The 19,715-nt window shown below is 44.4% G+C and carries 19 protein-coding genes and 2 riboswitches; of the genes, 17 read left to right on the top strand and 2 right to left on the bottom strand.

The genetic code is table 11. The features are described 5' to 3' along the window. The first annotated feature begins 32 nt into the window (after window positions 1–32). Entirely contained in the window at window positions 33–1,001 is a 969-nt protein-coding gene (uvsE, locus tag BA724_RS08385) for a UV DNA damage repair endonuclease UvsE (RefSeq protein ID WP_069938210.1), read from the top strand. A gap of 51 nt (window positions 1,002–1,052) precedes the next feature. On the opposite strand, the gene BA724_RS08380 is transcribed toward uvsE, so the two are convergent. Continuing rightward, on the bottom strand, window positions 1,053–1,499 hold the full coding sequence (locus BA724_RS08380) for an OsmC family protein (RefSeq protein WP_342669996.1): 447 nt from the start codon (window positions 1,497–1,499) through the stop codon (window positions 1,053–1,055). Between the two features lie 94 nt (window positions 1,500–1,593). Next, complete coding sequence (locus BA724_RS08375; protein ID WP_069938209.1) at window positions 1,594–2,526, bottom strand: NAD(P)/FAD-dependent oxidoreductase; 933 nt, start codon at window positions 2,524–2,526, stop codon at window positions 1,594–1,596. 138 nt (window positions 2,527–2,664) lie between these two features. On the opposite strand from BA724_RS08375, the gene BA724_RS08370 reads away from it, so the two are divergent. The 16 genes from BA724_RS08370 (at window position 2,665) to purF (ending at window position 19,710) form a co-directional block, all read left to right on the top strand. After that, window positions 2,665–2,820: a DUF1540 domain-containing protein gene (locus BA724_RS08370; RefSeq protein ID WP_069938208.1), complete on the top strand. Its 156-nt coding sequence runs from the start codon at window positions 2,665–2,667 to the stop codon at window positions 2,818–2,820. A 213-nt stretch (window positions 2,821–3,033) separates the two neighbouring features. Then, on the top strand, window positions 3,034–3,861 hold the full coding sequence (gene nadE / locus BA724_RS08365; protein ID WP_069938207.1) for an ammonia-dependent NAD(+) synthetase: 828 nt from the start codon (window positions 3,034–3,036) through the stop codon (window positions 3,859–3,861). 172 nt (window positions 3,862–4,033) lie between these two features. Continuing rightward, window positions 4,034–5,587, top strand: coding sequence for a glutamine-hydrolyzing GMP synthase (gene guaA / locus BA724_RS08360; protein WP_069938206.1), 1,554 nt, complete (start codon window positions 4,034–4,036; stop codon window positions 5,585–5,587). Between the two features lie 88 nt (window positions 5,588–5,675). After that, a riboswitch (purine riboswitch) is annotated at window positions 5,676–5,777 on the top strand. Between the two features lie 93 nt (window positions 5,778–5,870). After that, window positions 5,871–7,208, top strand: coding sequence for an NCS2 family permease (locus tag BA724_RS08355; protein ID WP_069938205.1), 1,338 nt, complete (start codon window positions 5,871–5,873; stop codon window positions 7,206–7,208). A gap of 93 nt (window positions 7,209–7,301) precedes the next feature. Further along, window positions 7,302–8,144 (top strand): glucose PTS transporter transcription antiterminator GlcT, encoded by an 843-nt coding sequence (gene glcT / locus BA724_RS08350; RefSeq protein WP_069938204.1) that lies wholly within the window; start codon window positions 7,302–7,304, stop codon window positions 8,142–8,144. Between the two features lie 179 nt (window positions 8,145–8,323). Next, a complete protein-coding gene (ptsG, locus tag BA724_RS08345) occupies window positions 8,324–10,387 on the top strand; it encodes a glucose-specific PTS transporter subunit IIBC (protein WP_069938203.1) in 2,064 nt (687 codons plus the stop codon). A gap of 88 nt (window positions 10,388–10,475) precedes the next feature. Continuing rightward, window positions 10,476–11,018, top strand: coding sequence for a DUF2179 domain-containing protein (locus BA724_RS08340; RefSeq protein ID WP_069938296.1), 543 nt, complete (start codon window positions 10,476–10,478; stop codon window positions 11,016–11,018). Further along, window positions 11,015–11,209, top strand: a complete 195-nt coding sequence (locus BA724_RS08335; RefSeq protein WP_069938202.1) for an NETI motif-containing protein — start codon at window positions 11,015–11,017, stop codon at window positions 11,207–11,209. Before BA724_RS08340 ends, BA724_RS08335 begins: the two co-directional genes overlap by 4 nt. 75 nt (window positions 11,210–11,284) lie before the next feature. Continuing rightward, a riboswitch (purine riboswitch) is annotated at window positions 11,285–11,384 on the top strand. 96 nt (window positions 11,385–11,480) lie between these two features. Next, window positions 11,481–11,969, top strand: coding sequence for a 5-(carboxyamino)imidazole ribonucleotide mutase (gene purE / locus BA724_RS08330; RefSeq protein ID WP_069938201.1), 489 nt, complete (start codon window positions 11,481–11,483; stop codon window positions 11,967–11,969). Continuing rightward, a complete protein-coding gene (purK, locus tag BA724_RS08325; protein WP_069938200.1) occupies window positions 11,962–13,089 on the top strand; it encodes a 5-(carboxyamino)imidazole ribonucleotide synthase in 1,128 nt (375 codons plus the stop codon). The genes purE and purK overlap by 8 nt, the downstream gene beginning before the upstream one ends. A gap of 29 nt (window positions 13,090–13,118) precedes the next feature. After that, window positions 13,119–14,414 carry an adenylosuccinate lyase gene (gene purB, locus BA724_RS08320; RefSeq protein ID WP_069938199.1) on the top strand — a complete coding sequence of 432 codons (1,296 nt, stop codon included), beginning with the start codon at window positions 13,119–13,121 and terminating at the stop codon, window positions 14,412–14,414. A 27-nt stretch (window positions 14,415–14,441) separates the two neighbouring features. Next, window positions 14,442–15,155 carry a phosphoribosylaminoimidazolesuccinocarboxamide synthase gene (purC, locus tag BA724_RS08315; RefSeq protein ID WP_069938198.1) on the top strand — a complete coding sequence of 238 codons (714 nt, stop codon included), beginning with the start codon at window positions 14,442–14,444 and terminating at the stop codon, window positions 15,153–15,155. Beyond that, window positions 15,155–15,409, top strand: a complete 255-nt coding sequence (gene purS, locus BA724_RS08310; protein WP_069938197.1) for a phosphoribosylformylglycinamidine synthase subunit PurS — start codon at window positions 15,155–15,157, stop codon at window positions 15,407–15,409. The genes purC and purS overlap by 1 nt, the downstream gene beginning before the upstream one ends. Continuing rightward, window positions 15,406–16,089, top strand: coding sequence for a phosphoribosylformylglycinamidine synthase subunit PurQ (purQ, locus tag BA724_RS08305; protein ID WP_069938196.1), 684 nt, complete (start codon window positions 15,406–15,408; stop codon window positions 16,087–16,089). Before purS ends, purQ begins: the two co-directional genes overlap by 4 nt. Then, a complete protein-coding gene (gene purL, locus BA724_RS08300; protein ID WP_069938195.1) occupies window positions 16,073–18,301 on the top strand; it encodes a phosphoribosylformylglycinamidine synthase subunit PurL in 2,229 nt (742 codons plus the stop codon). Before purQ ends, purL begins: the two co-directional genes overlap by 17 nt. After that, the gene (gene purF, locus BA724_RS08295) at window positions 18,277–19,710 is read left to right on the top strand and encodes an amidophosphoribosyltransferase (RefSeq protein WP_069938194.1); all 1,434 of its coding nucleotides are present in this window, start codon (window positions 18,277–18,279) and stop codon (window positions 19,708–19,710) included. The genes purL and purF overlap by 25 nt, the downstream gene beginning before the upstream one ends. The last annotated feature ends 5 nt before the right edge of the window (window positions 19,711–19,715 follow it).

Raw genomic sequence — 19,715 nt, 5'->3', positions numbered from 1 at the left:
CTGGGCAAAATAGAAAGAAAAGGAGTGGAGAGATGACATTAATCCGTCTTGGATATGCGGCGATGAGCATGAACGTGAAAAATGGTTCACCTTCTCAAACGATGACGCATGCCCAGTTTTTAAAAATTAAAAACAGAGAAGCAGCGATTCACAAACTAGAGCGGATTGCTGCATCGAATTTGGCCAATTGTCTGCGCCTGCTTCGGCACAATGCTGCTCACAATATTACGTTTTTCCGGCTGAGTTCAAAACTGATCCCAATGGCCAATCATCCGGATCTTCCTGAATGGAACTACATAAGGCCTCTTCAAGAAAGTCTTGGGGCGATTCGTTCTTATTTAATGGAACATTCTGATATGCGGGTTGACTTTCATCCGGACCATTTTGTTGTGTTGAACACTGCCGAAACAAATGTTTTAAAGACGGCTGTCCAGACGCTGAACATGCATAAATTACTATTAAAAGGAATGGGAATTCACCCGGAGCACAGATGTGTCATTCATGTAGGCGGGGGATACAAAAACAAAGAAAAAGCGCTGGAGCAATTTGTGGAAAATTGGGGCAGGATCCCTGTTTCACTGCAAAGAATGCCCATGCTGGAGAACGATGATAAAACCTTTACGATTCATGACACGCTGTATCTTTGTGAAAAGCTTGGCATCCCTGCCGTTTTCGATTATCACCATCATATGGCGAATCATCAGGAAAAGAGACGATGGGAAGAAGAGTGGCCGCGTGTTGTGAGGACATGGGACAGTTCTAAACTGCCTGTTAAGGTGCATATGTCCAGCCCAAAGTCTGAAAAAGAATTCAGAGCACATGCTGACTTTATTGACGTAAACGAATTTTTGTCCTTTCTTCATCACGTAAAAGGCAGTGTTCCGCAAATCGATGTCATGATTGAAGCGAAACGAAAAGACGACGCGCTTTTTGCCTTAGTGAAGGATCTGAAGAAAGCAGGGGTTGAGCAGGTGGACGAAGCAAGTTTTTCGGTAGGATGAAGATGAACGAAAGCAGCTTAAATGGTCTATTTAAGCTGCTTCGGCTAAACATTAAGCTTTCACCCATTCGGTTTCTAATTCAATTCCAGAGGCTTTCATCATTGTTAAAACAGGGCATCGGGCATCGGTTTTTTCCTTTAATTCAGCGAGCCGCTCCGGCGATTTACTTGTAGAAACGATTGCTTTAAACCATACTTTTTCAAAAAAGACTTGTACTCCTTCTTCTCCCCGCATCCCGAGTGGATCAAGCTGGCCCTTTACATCAATGTTCATGGACTGCAGGTCAAAGTTCATTTCCTGCGCCACCATATTGGCGATAATATTTTCGCATCCTGCCAAAGAAGCCAGCTGGTAAGAAAGCGGATCAGGTCCTTCGTTGTTACCGCCGACAACAGGCGGTTCATCAATAATAATTTCATGCTGTTTTGCTTTTACAGTGGTTTTCATTTTGTTCGTTATGCCGGTAACGTGAAACGTCATTTTATCCTTCAGGTTCATTCATATATCCTCCTGTTTTATAATGACTGCTTTTGTAGCTTGCCGCAGTTTGAAAAAATTAAACGTTATACAAACAGGAGGCATTTCCTTACCTTCACTTATTTTGCAGCAGGCCAGCTTCCCAATTTTCAGCAGCAAATTGACTATTTATTTTAACGGCCGCTTCATATCCTTGGCTTGCTGCCCCGACTAAACTCGTAAAGGTGTTTTTTGCGTCGCCAATAATGAACAGGCCTTCAAGGTTTGTTTCACCATGTTCATGTGTTTCATATTCGCCTTTGTCATTTAATGGAACACCAAGGCGGGCAGGGATCATAGAGCCTTGCCTTTCATAAGTCGATGATATAAACCCGCCTTTCCGATGAAAGGATTCTCCACTTTGCAAGATGACTTTTTCCAGGTTTCCATTGTTTGACTGCAATTCGGCAATGGGCGTTTCTACCAGATTAATTTTATGATGTGCGAGCTGCCGTTTTTCTTCATCCTGAATGCTGGCAGGACCGTTTGTAAAAACGATTAAATCCTTGCTCCAATTAAAAATAAGTTTTACAAAGGGAAGCAGGGCTGCTCCATTGCCAAATAAAGCGATCGGCTGATTTTTTCGTTCCCACCCATCGCAGTAAGGACAATGAAAAACCGTTTTCCCGTATACTGATTGCAATCCTGGAATTGACGGTAAATGATCTTTCATCCCAGTGGCAAAGATTATTTTTTTGCTCATTACTGTTTGCCCGTTCCTTGTTTTTGTAATAAAAAGATCGTTGTTTCGTTCTACATCTTCAATGACATCTTCCATGACCGTCACATTTTTATACGCTTTGAGTTGTTCTCTTGCAATTTCTCTAATCACAGTTGGACTTATTCCATCTCTTGTCAGAAAGCCGTGCGATTTCAACGTCACAGCATTTCTTGGCTTGGCTTCATCAATTAACATCACCTTTTTTAAAGACCTTCCTAAAACAAGCGCTGCATTCAATCCCCCTGGTCCACCGCCTGCAATGACGACATCCAATAGATCATTGTCCATTATCTTTTGCCCCCCAATTAGTCAGTCGTGTTATCGTTTCGCACCTTCCCGGAATGGCACAAGGTCAAACATTTAATAAAATAAAAAGTATCAATAGCCTTCATTTTGTTCATGATAATATGAAGGGGGTGAAGGATAATGGCGAAAGATGTTCTTTGTGAAGTGAACAATTGTAAGTATTGGGATTCAGGTAATAAATGCAGTGCAGATTCCATTTATGTAGTCAGTCATAAAGGTAAACAGGCATCTAATAATGAAGAAACAGATTGTAAAACATTTGTACCGGAAGTGTGATTTTTTGAAGGGCGGCCATTTTTTGGCTGTCCTTTATTTTTTGTTAGTATTGATAATAATTTCATTTTCATACGCGTTTATGGAATTATCTTTTAAAAATGAAGGATAAGGAATAGGATGGCTGATGAAAAACCTATGCTTTTGTTGGTTCATTCACATACAGAAGTGGTATGATACAAGAAAGAGCTAAAATGAAAGGAGACTTCTTGTATTATGCGCGAATTGCAAAAAGTGATTATTGAAGAGCTTCAAGTAAAACCGCAAATTGATCCGCAAAAAGAGACTCGCCGGAGTATTGATTTTCTAAAAGACTATCTCCGTCACCATTCATTTTTAAAAGGGTTTGTCCTTGGCATTTCCGGCGGACAGGATTCGTCGCTTGCCGGTCGGCTTGCTCAATTGGCCGTAGAAGAGCTTCGGGAAGAAACGGGGAAAGAATACACATTTTATGCGGTGCGCCTTCCATATGGTGTGCAAAAAGATGAGCACGACGCTCAGGATGCGCTTGATTTTATTCAACCGGATGAAAGGCTTACAGTGAATATTAAAGAAGCAGTCGACGCCAGTGAAAAAGCGCTGGAAGACATCGGCATCGATATTTCCGATTTTGTTAAAGGGAACGATAAAGCGCGTGAACGGATGAAAGTGCAGTACGCGATTGCAGCAGCAAAAAGTGCGGTCGTCATCGGCACAGATCATTCAGCTGAAGCAGTTACCGGCTTTTATACAAAATTCGGTGACGGGGCAGCGGATATTGTGCCTTTATTCCGATTAAATAAACGGCAGGGGCGGTCTATGCTGAAAGTGCTGGGCGCACCGGAGCATTTGTACTTGAAAGTACCGACAGCCGATCTTGAGGATGACAAGCCGCTTATTCCGGATGAGGCTGCACTCGGTGTTACATATGAACAAATTGACGATTACCTTGAAGGCAAAGAAATACCGGCAGAAGCTGCAGAAAAAATTGAGGGTCATTATGTAAAGACAAGACATAAGCGCAACCTTCCTATCACCATTTTTGATGATTTTTGGAAAAAATAACGCTTTCCGGCGTCTGCCGGGAAGCGTTTTTTAATCTGAATTTTCAATAAACAGGGCAACTCCTTGACCGTGTCCGGTGAACCATATAAAATGAGGTCAAAATGTGTGAACACGAACAAAAAATAGATGACTGTTTCCGATAATACGGAATTGAAGGGAAGAGAGTGGAACCATGACAGGAAAATCAGAATTACAGCACCAGGAAATGATTCTTGTGCTTGACTTTGGAAGCCAGTACAATCAGTTAATTACACGCCGTATCCGTGAATTTGGCGTATACAGCGAGCTTCATCCGCACACGATTACAGTGGAAGAAATTAAAGAAATTAATCCAAAAGGAATTATTTTCTCCGGCGGTCCAAATAGCGTGTACGCAGACAATGCGTTCAGCTGTGACGAGCGTATTTTTGATTTGAATATTCCGATTTTTGGGATTTGTTATGGCATGCAGCTTATGACGAAATATTTTGGCGGGACCGTATCAAAAGCGTCTCACCGTGAGTATGGAAAAGCGGCCATCAACGTTCAAAATGAATCAGCTCTTTTTTCAGACCTTCCAAGCGAGCAGGTTGTCTGGATGAGCCACAGTGATCTTGTGACAGAAGCGCCGTCTGGTTTTACAGTTGATGCGGTCAGCCCGTCATGCCCAATCGCTTCAATGAGCAATAAAGAGAAAAACCTGTACGCGGTTCAATTCCACCCTGAGGTAAAACATTCTGTTTATGGAAACGATATTCTGAAGAACTTTGTTTTCGGCGTTTGTGACTGCACAGGTGACTGGTCGATGGAAAATTACATTGAGGTTGAAGTGGAAAAAATCCGCCAAACAGTTGGGGATAAAAAAGTGCTTTGCGCAATGTCGGGCGGCGTTGATTCATCAGTTGTAGCTGTATTGATCCACAAAGCGATCGGCGATCAATTAACATGTATTTTCGTTGACCATGGTCTTCTTCGTAAAGGTGAAGCAGAGCAGGTGATGGATACATTTGCGAACGGCTTTAACATTAATATTATTAAAGTGGATGCACAAAAGCGTTTTATGGATAAACTTGTAGGTGTATCTGATCCGGAGCAAAAACGGAAGATTATCGGCAATGAGTTTATTTATGTATTTGATGATGAAGCATCAAAGCTCGAGGGCATTGAGTTTTTGGCGCAGGGAACACTTTACACAGACATTATTGAAAGCGGCACGGCAACGGCGCAAACGATTAAATCACACCATAACGTGGGTGGACTGCCGGAAGACATGCAGTTTAAGTTGATTGAGCCTTTGAATACATTGTTTAAAGATGAAGTGCGTGCGCTTGGCTCTGAGCTTGGCATTCCAGATCATATCGTGTGGCGCCAGCCGTTCCCGGGACCAGGTCTTGGCATTCGCGTGCTGGGAGCAATTTCAGAGGAAAAATTGGAAATTGTCCGTGAATCCGATGCCATTTTGCGTGAAGAAGTAGCGAATCATGGACTTGAGCGTGAAATTTGGCAATACTTCACGGTGCTTCCAGATATCCGCAGTGTTGGTGTTATGGGCGATGCACGTACGTATGATTACACGATCGGCATTCGTGCCGTTACATCGATTGACGGCATGACATCAGACTGGGCGCGTATTCCATGGGATGTGCTTGAAGTGATTTCAACACGCATTGTTAATGAAGTCGCGCATGTAAACCGTGTTGTGTATGATATTACGAGCAAGCCGCCAGCAACGATCGAATGGGAATAAAAGGCGAACGAAAAATAAAAAAAAAATAAATTTGTTCGTGTTTTGTATTGACGAACAATCCTTATATTAGTATTATGAAAGAGAATTACATTACTTTTCATATTTGTATCGTATATCGTCAAGAATAAGGCTTGACAGTTTCTACCGGGCTGCCGTAAATGGCCTGACTACGAACGAATAGAAAGAGAATGGTCTCTTTCTATTTTTTTCTTAGTCGTGCCTGGAACAATTCTGTTCCGGGCATTTTTTCTGAGTCTACGATCGAGAGGAGACTTATAACACTATGAAGAAATTTTTCCAGTTGGAAGAATTAGGGACAACTTATCGCCGCGAATTTATCGGTGGTTTGACAACCTTTTTATCAATGGCGTACATTTTGATTGTCAATCCGATTACGCTGTCACTGCAGTCAGTTCCTGATTTACCTGACGCGATGCGGATGGATTATGGGGCTGTATTTACCGCAACAGCACTTGCTGCTGCACTAGGCTCTATTATAATGGGGGTCTTTGCGAAGTACCCGATTGCCCTGGCACCGGGAATGGGGTTAAATGCGTTTTTCGCTTACACGGTTGTTTTAACGTACGGCATACCGTGGCAAACAGCTTTAACAGGTGTTTTATTTTCCGGTTTAATTTTTATTCTCATGACTGCTGTTGGGCTTCGGGAAAAAATTATTAATGCCATTCCTGCCGAATTAAAATATGCCGTTGCAGCCGGTATTGGTTTGTTTATTACATTTGTCGGTTTTCAAAATGCCGGCATTGTTGTAAATAACGACGCGGTTCTCGTTGGGCTGGGTGATTTAACATCCGGTAACACACTGTTGGCTGTTTTCGGGATTATTATCACGGTTATTATGATGACAAAGGGCATAAATGGCGGCATTTTTTACGGGATGGTTATTACATCCATTGTCGGAATGATTGCTGGGTTAATCAGTCCTCCAACTGGTGTCGTTGATGCAGTGCCGAGTTTGGCACCGACTTTTGGGGTAGCGGTTGAAAACATTTTTCAATCACCAGCAGAAGTATTTACACTTCAAATGCTTGTTGTTGTCCTGACGTTTTTATTCGCTGATTTCTTTGACACTGCAGGAACACTTCTTGCGGTTGCGAATCAGGCAGGCTTAATGAAAGATGATAAATTGCCCCGTGCAGGAAAAGCATTGCTTGCGGATTCATGCGGAACAGTAGTGGGGGCCGTTCTTGGTACATCGACTACAACTTCGTATATTGAGTCTTCTGCTGGTGTAGCGGCAGGAGCCCGTTCTGGTCTTGCAGCAGTCGTAACTGGCTTGTTTTTCTTATTGTCACTTTTCTTCTTCCCGCTTCTTCAGGTTATCACGGCACCTGTAACAGCACCTGCCCTCATTATTGTGGGTGCGCTGATGGTATCAGCGTTAGGAAGAATTGAATGGAATCGGTTTGAAGTTGCAGTTCCCGCATTTTTAACAGTTATCGCGATGCCGCTTACGTATAGCATTGCGACTGGTATTGCAATTGGATTTATTTTTTATCCAATTACGATGATTTGTAAGGGGCGTGCAAAAGAAATACATCCAATTATGTATGGCATGTTTATCATTTTTGTTTTATACTTTATCTTTCTAGATAAGTGATCATATAATGAAACACCTTCTCACTTGGGAAGGTGTTTTTTATTTAGGACATCATGCTATACTGTAGAAAACGAAAAACAATGGGGATATGCCATGGAGAAATTTTATGTGAAAAAAGTATTGAATAATAATGTGCTCATCGCAGCCTCAAATGATGAAACGGAAGTTGTTCTTATCGGGAGAGGAATTGGCTTTGGGCATCAGCAGGGGGACAGCATTGTTCGCAGTTCTGTTGAGAAATTGTTTGTTTTAACCGATCGGAGCGAACAGGAGCAGTATAAAAAACTGCTGCCGCATTTGGACGATGAAACGTTAAAAGTGATTATCGCGGCTGTTGAGTTAATACGTGAGCGGGTCGGGGAAACACTTAATGAGCATATCCACGTAGGTTTAACGGATCACTTACTGTTTGCAGTGAATCGAATGATGCGCGGAATGGGTATTCGCAATCCGTTTTTACTTGAAACGAAAGCGCTCTATCCGTTTGAATATGAAGTAGCCGCAGACGTGACAAAGCTGATTAACAGCAAGCTGACGATCAGCCTGCCGGAAGGCGAGACAGGATTTATTGCGCTGCACATCCATAGTGCAATCGCCAATAAAGATGTCCGTGACTTAAGCCGTCATTCAGAATTAATTGCGACGCTCATTGGAATGATTGAGACTCAACTTGATGTAGAGCTGGATAAGGAGAGTATTGATTATATGCGGCTTGTGCGCCACATTAGATATACGATTGAACGGGTTGTTCGCGGTGAGAAAGTGGATGAGCCGGAAAAAATCGCAAACCTATTGAAAACGGAATATCCGGTGTGCTATAATCTATCATGGAAGCTGATCAAAGTGATGCAGCAGACATTAAGAAACCCAGTTTACGATGCGGAAGCTGTTTATTTAACGATGCATCTGCAGCGGGTTCAGACAAAAATGAAATAATTAATTTGTTCTTTACGTGTTACTGATACGATCAGGCATGAGTAAAGGAGATACAGAGAAAATGGGGGTTTTGGGACTTCCGTTTTCTAATGTCTTCTTTTCTCATGCCTTTTTTCGTTTCTGTCTGTCTGATTCATCTTTGAGATGCGCATAATAATAAAATAGAGGAGGAAACACACATGTTTAAAAAGCTTTTCGGCTCGCTTCAAAAAATCGGTAAAGCACTTATGCTGCCGGTTGCGATTTTGCCTGCTGCCGGTCTTTTGCTTGCAATTGGTAACGCACTGCAAAATCCGACACTGACGGATTTAGCACCTTTTTTAACAGCGGACTGGCTCGTTATGATTGCTTCTGTTATGGAAGAATCCGGATCGATTATTTTTGGCAACCTGCCCATTCTTTTTGCTATTGGGGTAGCAATTGGTCTCGCCGGAGGAGACGGCGTTGCCGGACTCGCGGCACTTGTTGGTTATTTAATTATGAATGCCACAATGGGTACGGCCCTTGGGCTTGAAGCTATTTCAGTTCTTGAAGGCGGAGATCCTGCTTACGCACTTATTCTCGGGATTCCATCGCTTCAAACCGGTGTATTCGGCGGGATTATTATGGGGGCTATTGCTGCCTACATGTACAATAAGTTCTTTAACATTGAATTGCCGTCCTATCTAGGTTTCTTTGCGGGTAAACGGTTTGTTCCAATTGCAACAGCCGCATCGGCGGTTATTCTTGGACTGGTATTGATTTTTGTTTGGCCGCCAATTCAAAACGGCTTAGATGCATTCTCACATTTCCTATTAGGCGGCAATCTTGCAGTTTCGGCATTTATTTTTGGAGTTATTGAACGAAGCTTAATTCCATTTGGTTTGCATCATATTTTCTATTCACCGTTCTGGTTTGAGTTTGGCCAGTATACAAATGCGGCGGGTGAACTTGTCCGCGGTGACCAGGCGATTTTCATGGCGCAAATTAAAGACGGTGTACAAAACTTAACAGCGGGTACGTTTATGACGGGTAAATATCCGTTTATGATGTTCGGTCTTCCGGCAGCGGCGCTTGCAATTTACCATGAAGCACGCCCGGAGCGCAAAAAAGTTGTTGCGGGAATCATGGGTTCTGCAGCACTAACTTCTTTCTTAACAGGGATTACAGAGCCGCTTGAGTTCTCATTCTTGTTTGTAGCACCTGTATTGTTTGCGGTTCACGCGATTTTTGCAGGCCTTTCATTTATGACAATGAACTTGTTGGATGTAAAAATCGGAATGACATTCTCGGGTGGTTTGATCGATTACACATTATTCGGTCTCTTAAATCCACAGACGAATGCATGGCTTGTTATTCCGGTTGGTCTTGTGTTTGCGGTTATTTACTATTTCGGTTTCCGCTTTGCGATCCGCAAGTTTAACTTAGCGACACCAGGACGCGAGCCGGAAGATGCGGAAGAGGGCGATGCTCCAGCCGTTGTTGCGGGCGAACTTCCATATGAAATTTTAGAAGCGATGGGCGGAAAAGAAAACATTGATAACCTGGATGCGTGTATTACACGTCTTCGTGTATCGGTTAATGACATCAGCAATGTTGATAAAAAACGCTTGAAACAGCTTGGAGCAGCCGGGGTTCTTGAAGTCGGTAACAACATTCAAGCAATTTTCGGACCGAAATCAGACAGTCTTCGCCATCAAATGGCGGACATTATAAAAGGTAATTCGCCTCGTCCAGTTGCTGTCAAACCCGATCAGGAAGTACAAAAAGAAGTTGAAAATGCGGCACCGGCTGCCATTCGCAACGATGTAGAAAGCAAGTTTGTCGCACCAATTTCAGGTGAACTTTTGCCAATTACAGAAGTGCCGGATCCTGTTTTCTCTGGCAAAATGATGGGTGACGGTTTTGCAATCAAGCCGAGTGACGGCACAGTTGTATCACCTGTGAATGGTAAAATCATTAATGTGTTCCCAACGAAACATGCGATTGGTATTACAGCGGACAATGGCCGTGAAGTGCTGATTCACTTCGGTATTGATACAGTGAAATTAAACGGTGAAGGCTTTGAAGCGCTTGTAGCAGAGGGCGACAGCATTACAGCAGGCCAGCCGCTTCTGAAAGTGGATTTAGACTATATCGCAAAAAATGCAACATCAACAATTACACCAATTATTTTTACAAACCTTGCAGAGGGTCAGTCTGTAACGGTTGAAAAGCCAGGAACTGTAAAAAATGGAGACGAAAACATCATCACTATTAAATAAGAAACAATCTGCCTCAGCTGAGTTATCAGCTGAGGCTTTTTTAATTCTTTTTGATATGGTAAACTGCCGTCAAAGAGGAGTGAGAAATATGATGGACAACGCCTTGTTTATGGTCTTCATTATTTTGCTGATCAATATTGTGTACGTATCGTTTTTTACAATCCGCATGATTTTGACGCTGAAAGGCTATCGGTACACGGCGGCATTCGTCAGTACTATTGAAGTAGTCATTTATGTAGTTGGACTTGGACTTGTGCTGGATAATTTAAATGAGATTCAAAACTTGATCGCGTACGCGGTCGGATACGGCATAGGTGTTGTCGTTGGCATGAAAATTGAAGAAAAGCTCGCACTTGGCTATATTACGGTGAATGTTATTACAAAAGAATACGACAAAGACTTGCCGAAAACACTTCGTGAAGAAGGCTATGGTGTAACAAACTGGGCAGCGAACGGTCTTGAAGGGGAACGAATGGCGATGCAAATTTTAACCCCGCGTAAATATGAATTAAAGCTGTACGGAAGAATTAAAGATCTGGATCCGAAAGCGTTTATTATCGTCTATGAGCCGAAGTCGATTCATGGCGGGTTCTGGGTAAAACAAGTGAGAAAAGGAAAATTAATGCGATGAGTAAAAAGAAGAATTTTCGTGTGGAAGAAAATGAAACGATTGATGACTGTCTGGAGAGGATGAAGCGGGAAGGGTATATGCCGGTCCGGCGTATTGAAAAGCCATTATTTGAAGAGCGAAAAGAAAATGGAGAGACAATTCATATCCCAATTGACCGAGAAATCGTCTTTGAAGGGAAAATAATGACGTAAATACGAACATTAAAATATAAGTGATAATTATCGTTCGATTTTTTGTTGACAACCCCTTCTATCGGTTGTTAATATGTAGATGACAATAAAGCACCTCATATAATAGCGGGAATATGGCTCGCGAGTTTCTACCGGCTGCCGTAAACGGCCGACTATGGGGGAGAGCATTCGGCATCTGGATCGGCTGCGGACGGATCGCTTTCTCCTGTTAACCGGAGGAAGCAGTCTGTCCGTTTTTTTATGTGAAAAAATCTTACACTGGAGGATCAAGATGACGATTGAAGTTGGCGTTATTATGGGCAGTACATCAGACTGGGAGACGATGAAATACGCATGTGATGTACTCGATGAACTTGAAATTCCATATGAAAAAAAAGTCGTTTCAGCGCACCGCACACCGGATTTAATGTTCGAATATGCGGAAACAGCACGCGGCCGCGGCCTTAAAGTCATTATCGCAGGGGCAGGCGGAGCTGCTCATTTGCCGGGTATGACAGCAGCAAAAACAACCTTGCCGGTGATTGGTATTCCTGTTCAATCAAAAGCGTTAAACGGACTTGATTCTCTCCTGTCCATCGTTCAAATGCCAGGAGGCGTACCTGTGGCAACGACAGCGATCGGCAAAGCCGGCGCAACCAATGCAGGGCTGCTTGCGGCGCAAATTTTGTCGATTGCAGATGCTGGTGTAGCGGAACGATTAGATAAGCGTCGAAAAGAAACGGAAAAAACAGTTTTGGAAAGCAGTGATCAGCTTGGCTAGAACGATCATTGAACCAGGAAAAACCATCGGCATTATCGGCGGGGGGCAGCTTGGCCGTATGATGGCATTGGCCGCCAAAGAAGCGGGCTTCCGCATCGCCGTCCTTGAACCGGCAGAAGGCGCACCTTGCACACAAACAGCAGATATCGTCATTCAGGCGCCTTATAACGATCAAAACGCACTAAAGCAGCTTGCTGAAGTGAGCGATGTGATCACTTACGAATTTGAAAATATTGATTATGAAGGCTTAAAAGAGCTGATGAACATAGCATATATTCCGCAGGGCGCGGAATTAATCCGCATTACACAAAACCGCATTTTTGAAAAAGAAGCGATTGCTGGTGCCGGTGTCCCGGTTGCTCCATACCGCGTGATTAAAACCGAAGATGATCTAGAACAGGCTATTGCGGAGCTCGGATTGCCGGCTGTATTAAAAACGGCGACAGGCGGCTATGACGGAAAAGGACAGTTTGTTTTAAGAGAAACGTCACAAGCTTCTAAAGCGGCCGCATTGCTTGGACATGGCGACTGTGTACTCGAACAATGGATTCCGTTTGAAAAAGAAATTTCCGTTATTATTACGCGCAACACGGAAGGTGAAACGACATATTTTCCGGCAGCAGAAAACATTCACATTGACAACATTTTGCATGAGTCGATCGTGCCGGCACGTATTTCAAAAGAAACGAAGCAGGCGGCACATGAAGCGGCAGAGAAAATTGCTTCAACCCTATCGCTTGTTGGAACACTCGCAGTTGAAATGTTCGTAACGCTTGATGGCGGCATTTACATTAATGAAGTCGCCCCACGTCCGCACAACTCCGGGCATTATACGATTGAAGCGTGCGGCATTTCCCAGTTTGGCCAGCACATCCGGGCCATCTGCAACTGGCCGCTGAAGAGCACAGCGCTCCTGAAGCCGGCTGTCATGGTCAATGTACTGGGCGAACATGTGGAAGGTGTTACTCACGCAATTACTCAAAAGCCGGAATGGTCGATTCATTTATATGGAAAAGACGAAGCGAAAGAAAAACGCAAAATGGGGCATGTGACCATATTGACCGATAACCTTGAAGAAACGTTAAATGACATTGAAAACAGTCATATTTGGACAAAATAATCGAATTATCAATCGGAGGATGACAGACAATGATCGAACGCTATACACGACCGGAAATGGGTAGTATCTGGACAGAAGAAAACAAATTCAAAGCGTGGCTTGAAGTAGAAATTTTAGCATGTGAAGCATGGTCAGAGCTTGGCGACATTCCAAAAGAAGATGTAGAAAAACTTCGCGCGAACGCAAGCTTCGATATCGATCGCATTAATGAAATTGAGCTGGAAACACGCCATGATGTTGTTGCCTTTACACGTGCGGTGTCGGAAACACTTGGCGAAGAGCGCAAATGGGTCCACTACGGCTTAACGTCTACGGATGTTGTCGATACAGCCCTTTCTTATTTGTTGAAACAAGCGAACGACATTTTACGCAAAGACATTGAAAACTTTATTGAGATCCTCCGCAATAAAGCAATCGAGCACAAGCACACAGTGATGATGGGCCGTACGCATGGCGTTCATGCAGAACCGACGACATTCGGGTTGAAAATGGCCCTTTGGTACGAAGAAATGAAACGGAACCTGGAGCGTTTTAATGACGCTGCAGACGGCGTTCAATACGGAAAAATTTCCGGCGCGGTCGGCACGTACGCAAATATCGACCCGTTCGTTGAAAAATATGTATGCGAAAAGCTGGGCACGAAGCCGGCACCCGTTTCCACACAAACATTGCAGCGTGACCGCCACGCGCATTACATGGCGACACTGGCACTTGTTGCGGCATCCATTGAAAAGTTCGCAACAGAAGTACGCGGCCTGCAAAAATCAGAAACACGCGAAGTTGAAGAGGCATTTGCAAAAGGGCAAAAAGGATCGTCGGCAATGCCGCATAAACGGAACCCAATCGGATCTGAAAACATGGTCGGTCTTGCACGCGTGATTCGTGGCCATATGGTAACAGCGTATGAAAATGTAGCACTTTGGCACGAGCGTGACATTTCGCATTCATCAGCAGAGCGCGTGATTTTGCCGGATGCAACAATCGCTTTAAACTACATGCTGAACCGTTTCGGCAACATCATGAAAAACTTGACGGTATTCCCAGATAACATGAAACGCAATATGGACCGGACGCTTGGCCTTATTTATTCACAGCGTATTCTTCTTGCTTTGATCGACAAAGGTATGGCGCGTGAAGCAGCGTATGACACTGTTCAGCCGCGGGCAATGGAAGCTTGGGATAAACAGGTCCAATTCCGTTCATTAGTAGAAGCGGACGAAACGATCACATCAAAATTGTCGCCGGAAGAAATCGCCGACTGCTTTGATTACAACTACCACATTAAGCACGTTGATACAATTTTTGACCGCATCGGACTTAAATAAGAAAGCCGAAAATGGGGGGACTAGATCATGGAAAAAGGCAAGCAGCTTTATGAAGGAAAAGCAAAACGCATTTATGCAACAGACCAGGATGACATCGTCTGGATTGAATATAAAAACTCAGCTACCGCATTTAATGGTGAGAAAAAAGCGGAAATTGACGGAAAAGGCCGCTTAAATAATTTAATTACAGGGCTTTTATTCCAAAAGCTCGCCGAAAAGGGCATCGAATCTCACTTTGTCAAACAGCTGTCCGAAAACGAGCAGCTTGTCAAACATGTCACTATCATCCCACTTGAAGTCGTTGTTCGCAATGTGGCCGCTGGCAGCATTGCGAAACGTCTTGGCTTTGAAGAAGGCGTGCGCTTTAATGAACCAATCGTTGAATTTTATTATAAAGATGACGAGCTTGGGGATCCGCTTCTAGCAGAAGACCACATCCGCTTGTTGGATGTAGCAGCACCGGAAGAAGTACAAATTTTGAAAAAAGAAGCATTGCGCGTCAATGAAGTGCTCATTCCTCTGTTTGATGAAATGGGCGTTGATCTCGTAGACTTTAAAATTGAATTTGGCCGTCAAAAGAATGGCAGCATCCTGCTTGCAGATGAAATTTCACCGGACACGTGCCGTCTCTGGGAAAAAGGCACAAACCGCAAACTCGATAAAGACTTATTCCGCCGTGATCTTGGCGGGCTGACAGAAGCATATACCGAAATCTACAATCGACTTGGAGGAACTCTATAATGTATAAAGTAAAAGTTTACGTAACTCTTCGTGAAAGTGTATTAGACCCGCAAGGAAAAGCTGTTCAGCAATCATTATCAAGCCTTGGCTATCAGGGTGTAGAAGATGTGCGCATCGGCAAGTACATGGAGCTTCAATTCGATGATTCAGTAACAGACGTAGAAAGCACTGTTAAAGAAGTATGTGAAAAGCTTTTGTCAAACCCGGTTATTGAAGATTACCGATATGAAATCGAGGAGAGTGCGAACCAGTGAAATTTGCAGTCATCGTATTTCCAGGGTCCAACTGTGACGTAGATATGTTTCATGCGGTAAAAGACGAATTAGGCGAGCAGGTTGATCTTGTCTGGCATGATGCGGACAATCTTGATCAATATGATGGTATTTTGCTTCCAGGCGGTTTTTCATACGGCGACTACTTGCGTTCAGGCGCAATCGCCCATATGTCAAATGTGATGGCAGCCGTAAAAAAAGCGGCAGAAGCCGGCAAGCCGGTGCTTGGCGTCTGCAACGGGTTTCAAATTTTGCTTGAATCCGGCCTTCTTCCAGGCGCAATGCTTCGCAACAAAAACTTAAAATTCATTTGCCGTTCAGTCGAGCTGGCGGTCGAAAATAATGAAACGATGTTCACGTCTTTATATGAAAAAGGCGAGAAAATCAGCGTTCCGGTCGCACACGGTGAAGGCAACTACTACTGTGACGACGCGACGCTTGCGAAGTTAAAAGAAAACAATCAAATTGTATTCTCTTATGCGAGCGATGTAAACGGAAGCCTTTCTGACATCGCGGGCATTACGAACGAAAAAGGCAACGTACTCGGCATGATGCCGCATCCGGAGCGGGCTGTTGACGATCTTCTTGGCAGCGCGGACGGACTTAAACTTTTCCAATCAATTGTAAAGCACTGGAGGGACTCTCATGTCGTTAACGCTTGAACCAAATCCACAGCAAATTAAAGATGAAAAGCTGTACCGTACAATGGGCTTGACAGACGAAGAATTCGATAAAGCAGCAGAAATTATTGGACGTTTACCAAACTACACGGAAACAGGTCTTTTCTCTGTTATGTGGTCCGAGCATTGCAGCTACAAAAACTCCAAACCGGTTTTAAGCCGCTTCCCGACAAAAGGCGATCACGTCCTGCAGGGTCCGGGTGAAGGTGCCGGAATTGTGGACATTGGCGACAATCAAGCAGTCGTGTTTAAAATCGAGAGCCATAACCATCCATCAGCTATCGAGCCGTATCAAGGCGCAGCAACAGGTGTCGGCGGTATTATTCGTGACGTATTCTCAATGGGCGCGCGTCCAGTAGCGATTTTAAACTCGCTTCGTTTCGGTGAACTCGAAACATCCCGTGTGAAATATTTGTTTGAAGAAGTCGTAGCAGGCATCGCCGGTTACGGAAACTGTATCGGCATCCCGACAGTTGGCGGTGAAATCGGCTTTGATCCGTCTTATGATGGCAACCCGCTTGTTAATGCAATGTGTGTCGGTTTAATCGATCATCAAGACATTCAAAAAGGACAAGCAACAGGTGTCGGCAACACCGTTATGTACGTAGGGGCAAAAACAGGCCGCGATGGCATTCACGGTGCGACATTCGCATCAGAAGAACTAAGTGAAAGTTCTGAAGAAAAACGTCCGGCGGTTCAAGTAGGCGATCCGTTTATGGAAAAATTGCTGCTTGAAGCATGCCTTGAGCTAATTCATAACGATGCACTTGTCGGTATTCAAGATATGGGTGCAGCAGGTTTAACAAGTTCATCCGCTGAAATGGCGTCTAAATCTGGTTCAGGTATGGAAATGAATCTTGATTTAATCCCGCAGCGTGAAACAGGCATGACACCGTATGAAATGATGCTGTCTGAATCACAAGAGCGTATGCTGATTGTTGTGAAAAAAGGACGCGAAAAAGAAATCGAAGACCTTTTCTCAAAATATGGTCTTGAAGCGGCATCTGTCGGTGTTGTAACAGATGATAAAATGCTTCGTCTTCTTCATAAAGGTGAAGTAGCAGCAGAAGTGCCGGTTGACGCATTGGCAGAAGATGCGCCGGTTTACTACAAGCCATCAGCAGAGCCGGATTACTACCGTGAATTCCAGGCGATGGAACAAGAAACACCAAAAGTATCTAATTATAAAGAAACACTTGTAAATCTTTTGAAACAGCCGACTGTGGCAAGCAAAGAGTGGGTATATGATCAGTATGATTACCAAGTTCGTACAAACACAGTTGTCGCACCAGGTTCTGATGCAGCGGTCATTCGCCTGCGCGGCACAAACAAAGCACTTGCGATGACAACAGACTGCAACGCCCGTTACATTTACCTTGATCCAAAAACAGGCGGTAAAATTGCCGTTGCAGAAGCGGCACGTAACATTGTTGCCTCAGGTGCACGCCCGCTTGCGATTACAGACGGCTTAAACTACGGCAGCCCTGAAAATCCGGGAGTATTCTGGCAGCTTGAGCAGTCAGCAGACGGTATTAGCGAAGCATGTCTTGCGCTTCAGTCACCGGTTATTGGTGGAAACGTCTCTTTATATAATGAAACAAACGGGACAGCGATTTATCCGACGCCGATTATCGGCATGGTCGGCTTAATCGAAGACGTCGCCCATATTACAACCCAAGCGACCAAGGCAGCTGGCGACCTCATTTATGTGATTGGTGATGCGGCTAATGAATTTGGCGGCAGCGAATTGCAAAAAATGATGAATGGCGGCAAAATTTCAGGCAAATCTCCAGCCATTGATTTATCGGTAGAAAAAGCGCGTCAGGACGCTCTCCTTGCGGCAATTCAATCAGGTCTTGTTCAGTCAGCCCACGATATTTCAGAAGGCGGCTTTGCAGTGGCTCTTGTTGAGAAGTTATTTGGGACAGGCCTCGGTGCAAATGTATCGCTTGAAGGCGAAGCAACAGCAGCTCTTTTCGCTGAAACGCAGTCACGTTTCGTTGTCACAGTAAAAGCAGAAAATAAAGCAGCGTTTGAATCAGCCATTCAGGATGCAAAACAAATCGGTGAAGTGTCCGTCGAGCCAGTAGTATCTATTACAATTAACGGAGAAGAAGTGGTACAGGCACCAGTAAATGAACTGGAGGATGCCTGGAAAGGAGCTATTCCATGCTTGCTGAACTCAGAGGCTTAAATGAAGAGTGCGGCGTTTTCGGGGTTTTTGGCCACGAAAATGCTTCACAAATCACTTATTACGGCCTGCAAAGCTTACAGCACCGCGGACAAGAAGGGGCTGGTGTCGTCATGAGTGACGGCGAACGCCTCCGCGGTCATAAAGGTGAAGGGCTTGTCACGGAAATTTTCAACCAGGATATCGTTAACGGATTGATAGGATCAGCAGCGATTGGACACGTTCGTTACCAAACAGCGGGAGGCGGCGGCTATCAAAATGTACAGCCGCTTCTGTTCCACTTTCAAACAGGCAGCCTGGCGCTTGCGCATAACGGCAATCTTGTAAATGCAACATCCCTAAAGCGTGAGCTTGAAGCGCAGGGAAGCATTTTTCAAACGACGTCTGATACAGAAGTGCTGGCGCATTTAATTCGCCGCAGCAGCTACGGATCGATGAAAGACCGTTTAAAAACAGCACTTTCGATGGTAAAAGGCGCTTACGCATTTCTCGTTATGACAGAAAACGAAATGCATGTGGCGCTTGATCCACAAGGGCTTCGTCCGCTTTCAATTGGCAAACTTGGCAATGCGTATGTAGTGGCATCGGAAACGTGCGCGTTTGATATTATCGGGGCAGAGTTTTTACGTGATGTTGAACCGGGCGAGCTGATCACAATTAATGACAGCGGCCTTCATTCAGAACAGTTTGCAGCTGGTGTCAGCGATGCGATGTGCACAATGGAGTATGTTTACTTCTCGCGTCCGGACAGTGATATACATGGCATTAACGTTCACAGCGCCCGGAAGCGTCTCGGTAAAATGCTTGCAAAAGAAGTGGATCCGGCTGTTTTAGAAGCAGATGTCGTGACTGGTGTTCCAGATTCCAGCATCTCTGCCGCAATTGGTTTTGCGGAAGCAACGGGTATTCCATACGAATTAGGCTTAATTAAAAATCGGTATGTCGGCCGGACTTTCATTCAGCCGTCTCAGTCGCTTCGTGAACAAGGGGTAAAAATGAAACTTTCTCCCGTCCGAGGCGTGATCGAAGGGAAAAAAGTTGTCATGGTGGACGATTCAATCGTTCGCGGCACGACGAGCAGACGAATTGTGACCATGCTAAAAGAAGCCGGAGCGAAGGAAGTCCATGTTGTGATCAGTTCACCGGCGATTAAGCATCCGTGTTTTTATGGAATCGATACGTCTGAAAAAGGTGAATTAATTGCCGCTCACCATACAAATGAAGAATTGCGCGAGTTGATTGGTGCTGACTCCTTGACGTATTTGAGCGCAGAAGGCACGATCGAAGCTATTAACCACCGCAAAGGCGCCCTCGGCGAATGCGGACAATGCATGGCTTGCTTTACAGGGGAATATCCAACGGAAATTTTCCCGGATACACAGCATCCGCATGACAAAGAAATCATGTGCTAACAGGA

Source organism: Domibacillus iocasae, from assembly GCF_001750285.1.
Taxonomy (GTDB): domain Bacteria; phylum Bacillota; class Bacilli; order Bacillales; family Domibacillaceae; genus Domibacillus; species Domibacillus iocasae.
The sequence above is the reverse complement of the archived record's forward strand: the minus strand, read 5'-3'. Positions and strand labels throughout refer to the sequence as shown.

What these genes read in the sequence shown, in the direction of transcription:
- ptsG (WP_069938203.1), top strand. Translation starts at nt 8,324, where the DNA reads ATGTTTAAAAAGCTTTTCGGCTCGCTTCAAAAAATCGGTAAAGCACTT.
- nadE (WP_069938207.1), top strand. Translation starts at nt 3,034, where the DNA reads ATGCGCGAATTGCAAAAAGTGATTATTGAAGAGCTTCAAGTAAAACCG.
- BA724_RS08370 (WP_069938208.1), top strand. Translation starts at nt 2,665, where the DNA reads ATGGCGAAAGATGTTCTTTGTGAAGTGAACAATTGTAAGTATTGGGAT.
- guaA (WP_069938206.1), top strand. Translation starts at nt 4,034, where the DNA reads ATGACAGGAAAATCAGAATTACAGCACCAGGAAATGATTCTTGTGCTT.
- purB (WP_069938199.1), top strand. Translation starts at nt 13,119, where the DNA reads ATGATCGAACGCTATACACGACCGGAAATGGGTAGTATCTGGACAGAA.
- BA724_RS08355 (WP_069938205.1), top strand. Translation starts at nt 5,871, where the DNA reads ATGAAGAAATTTTTCCAGTTGGAAGAATTAGGGACAACTTATCGCCGC.
- BA724_RS08375 (WP_069938209.1), bottom strand. Translation starts at nt 2,526, where the DNA reads ATGGACAATGATCTATTGGATGTCGTCATTGCAGGCGGTGGACCAGGG.
- purS (WP_069938197.1), top strand. Translation starts at nt 15,155, where the DNA reads ATGTATAAAGTAAAAGTTTACGTAACTCTTCGTGAAAGTGTATTAGAC.
- glcT (WP_069938204.1), top strand. Translation starts at nt 7,302, where the DNA reads ATGGAGAAATTTTATGTGAAAAAAGTATTGAATAATAATGTGCTCATC.
- purF (WP_069938194.1), top strand. Translation starts at nt 18,277, where the DNA reads ATGCTTGCTGAACTCAGAGGCTTAAATGAAGAGTGCGGCGTTTTCGGG.
- purL (WP_069938195.1), top strand. Translation starts at nt 16,073, where the DNA reads ATGTCGTTAACGCTTGAACCAAATCCACAGCAAATTAAAGATGAAAAG.
- BA724_RS08335 (WP_069938202.1), top strand. Translation starts at nt 11,015, where the DNA reads ATGAGTAAAAAGAAGAATTTTCGTGTGGAAGAAAATGAAACGATTGAT.
- purC (WP_069938198.1), top strand. Translation starts at nt 14,442, where the DNA reads ATGGAAAAAGGCAAGCAGCTTTATGAAGGAAAAGCAAAACGCATTTAT.
- uvsE (WP_069938210.1), top strand. Translation starts at nt 33, where the DNA reads ATGACATTAATCCGTCTTGGATATGCGGCGATGAGCATGAACGTGAAA.
- BA724_RS08380 (WP_342669996.1), bottom strand. Translation starts at nt 1,499, where the DNA reads ATGAACCTGAAGGATAAAATGACGTTTCACGTTACCGGCATAACGAAC.
- purE (WP_069938201.1), top strand. Translation starts at nt 11,481, where the DNA reads ATGACGATTGAAGTTGGCGTTATTATGGGCAGTACATCAGACTGGGAG.
- BA724_RS08340 (WP_069938296.1), top strand. Translation starts at nt 10,476, where the DNA reads ATGATGGACAACGCCTTGTTTATGGTCTTCATTATTTTGCTGATCAAT.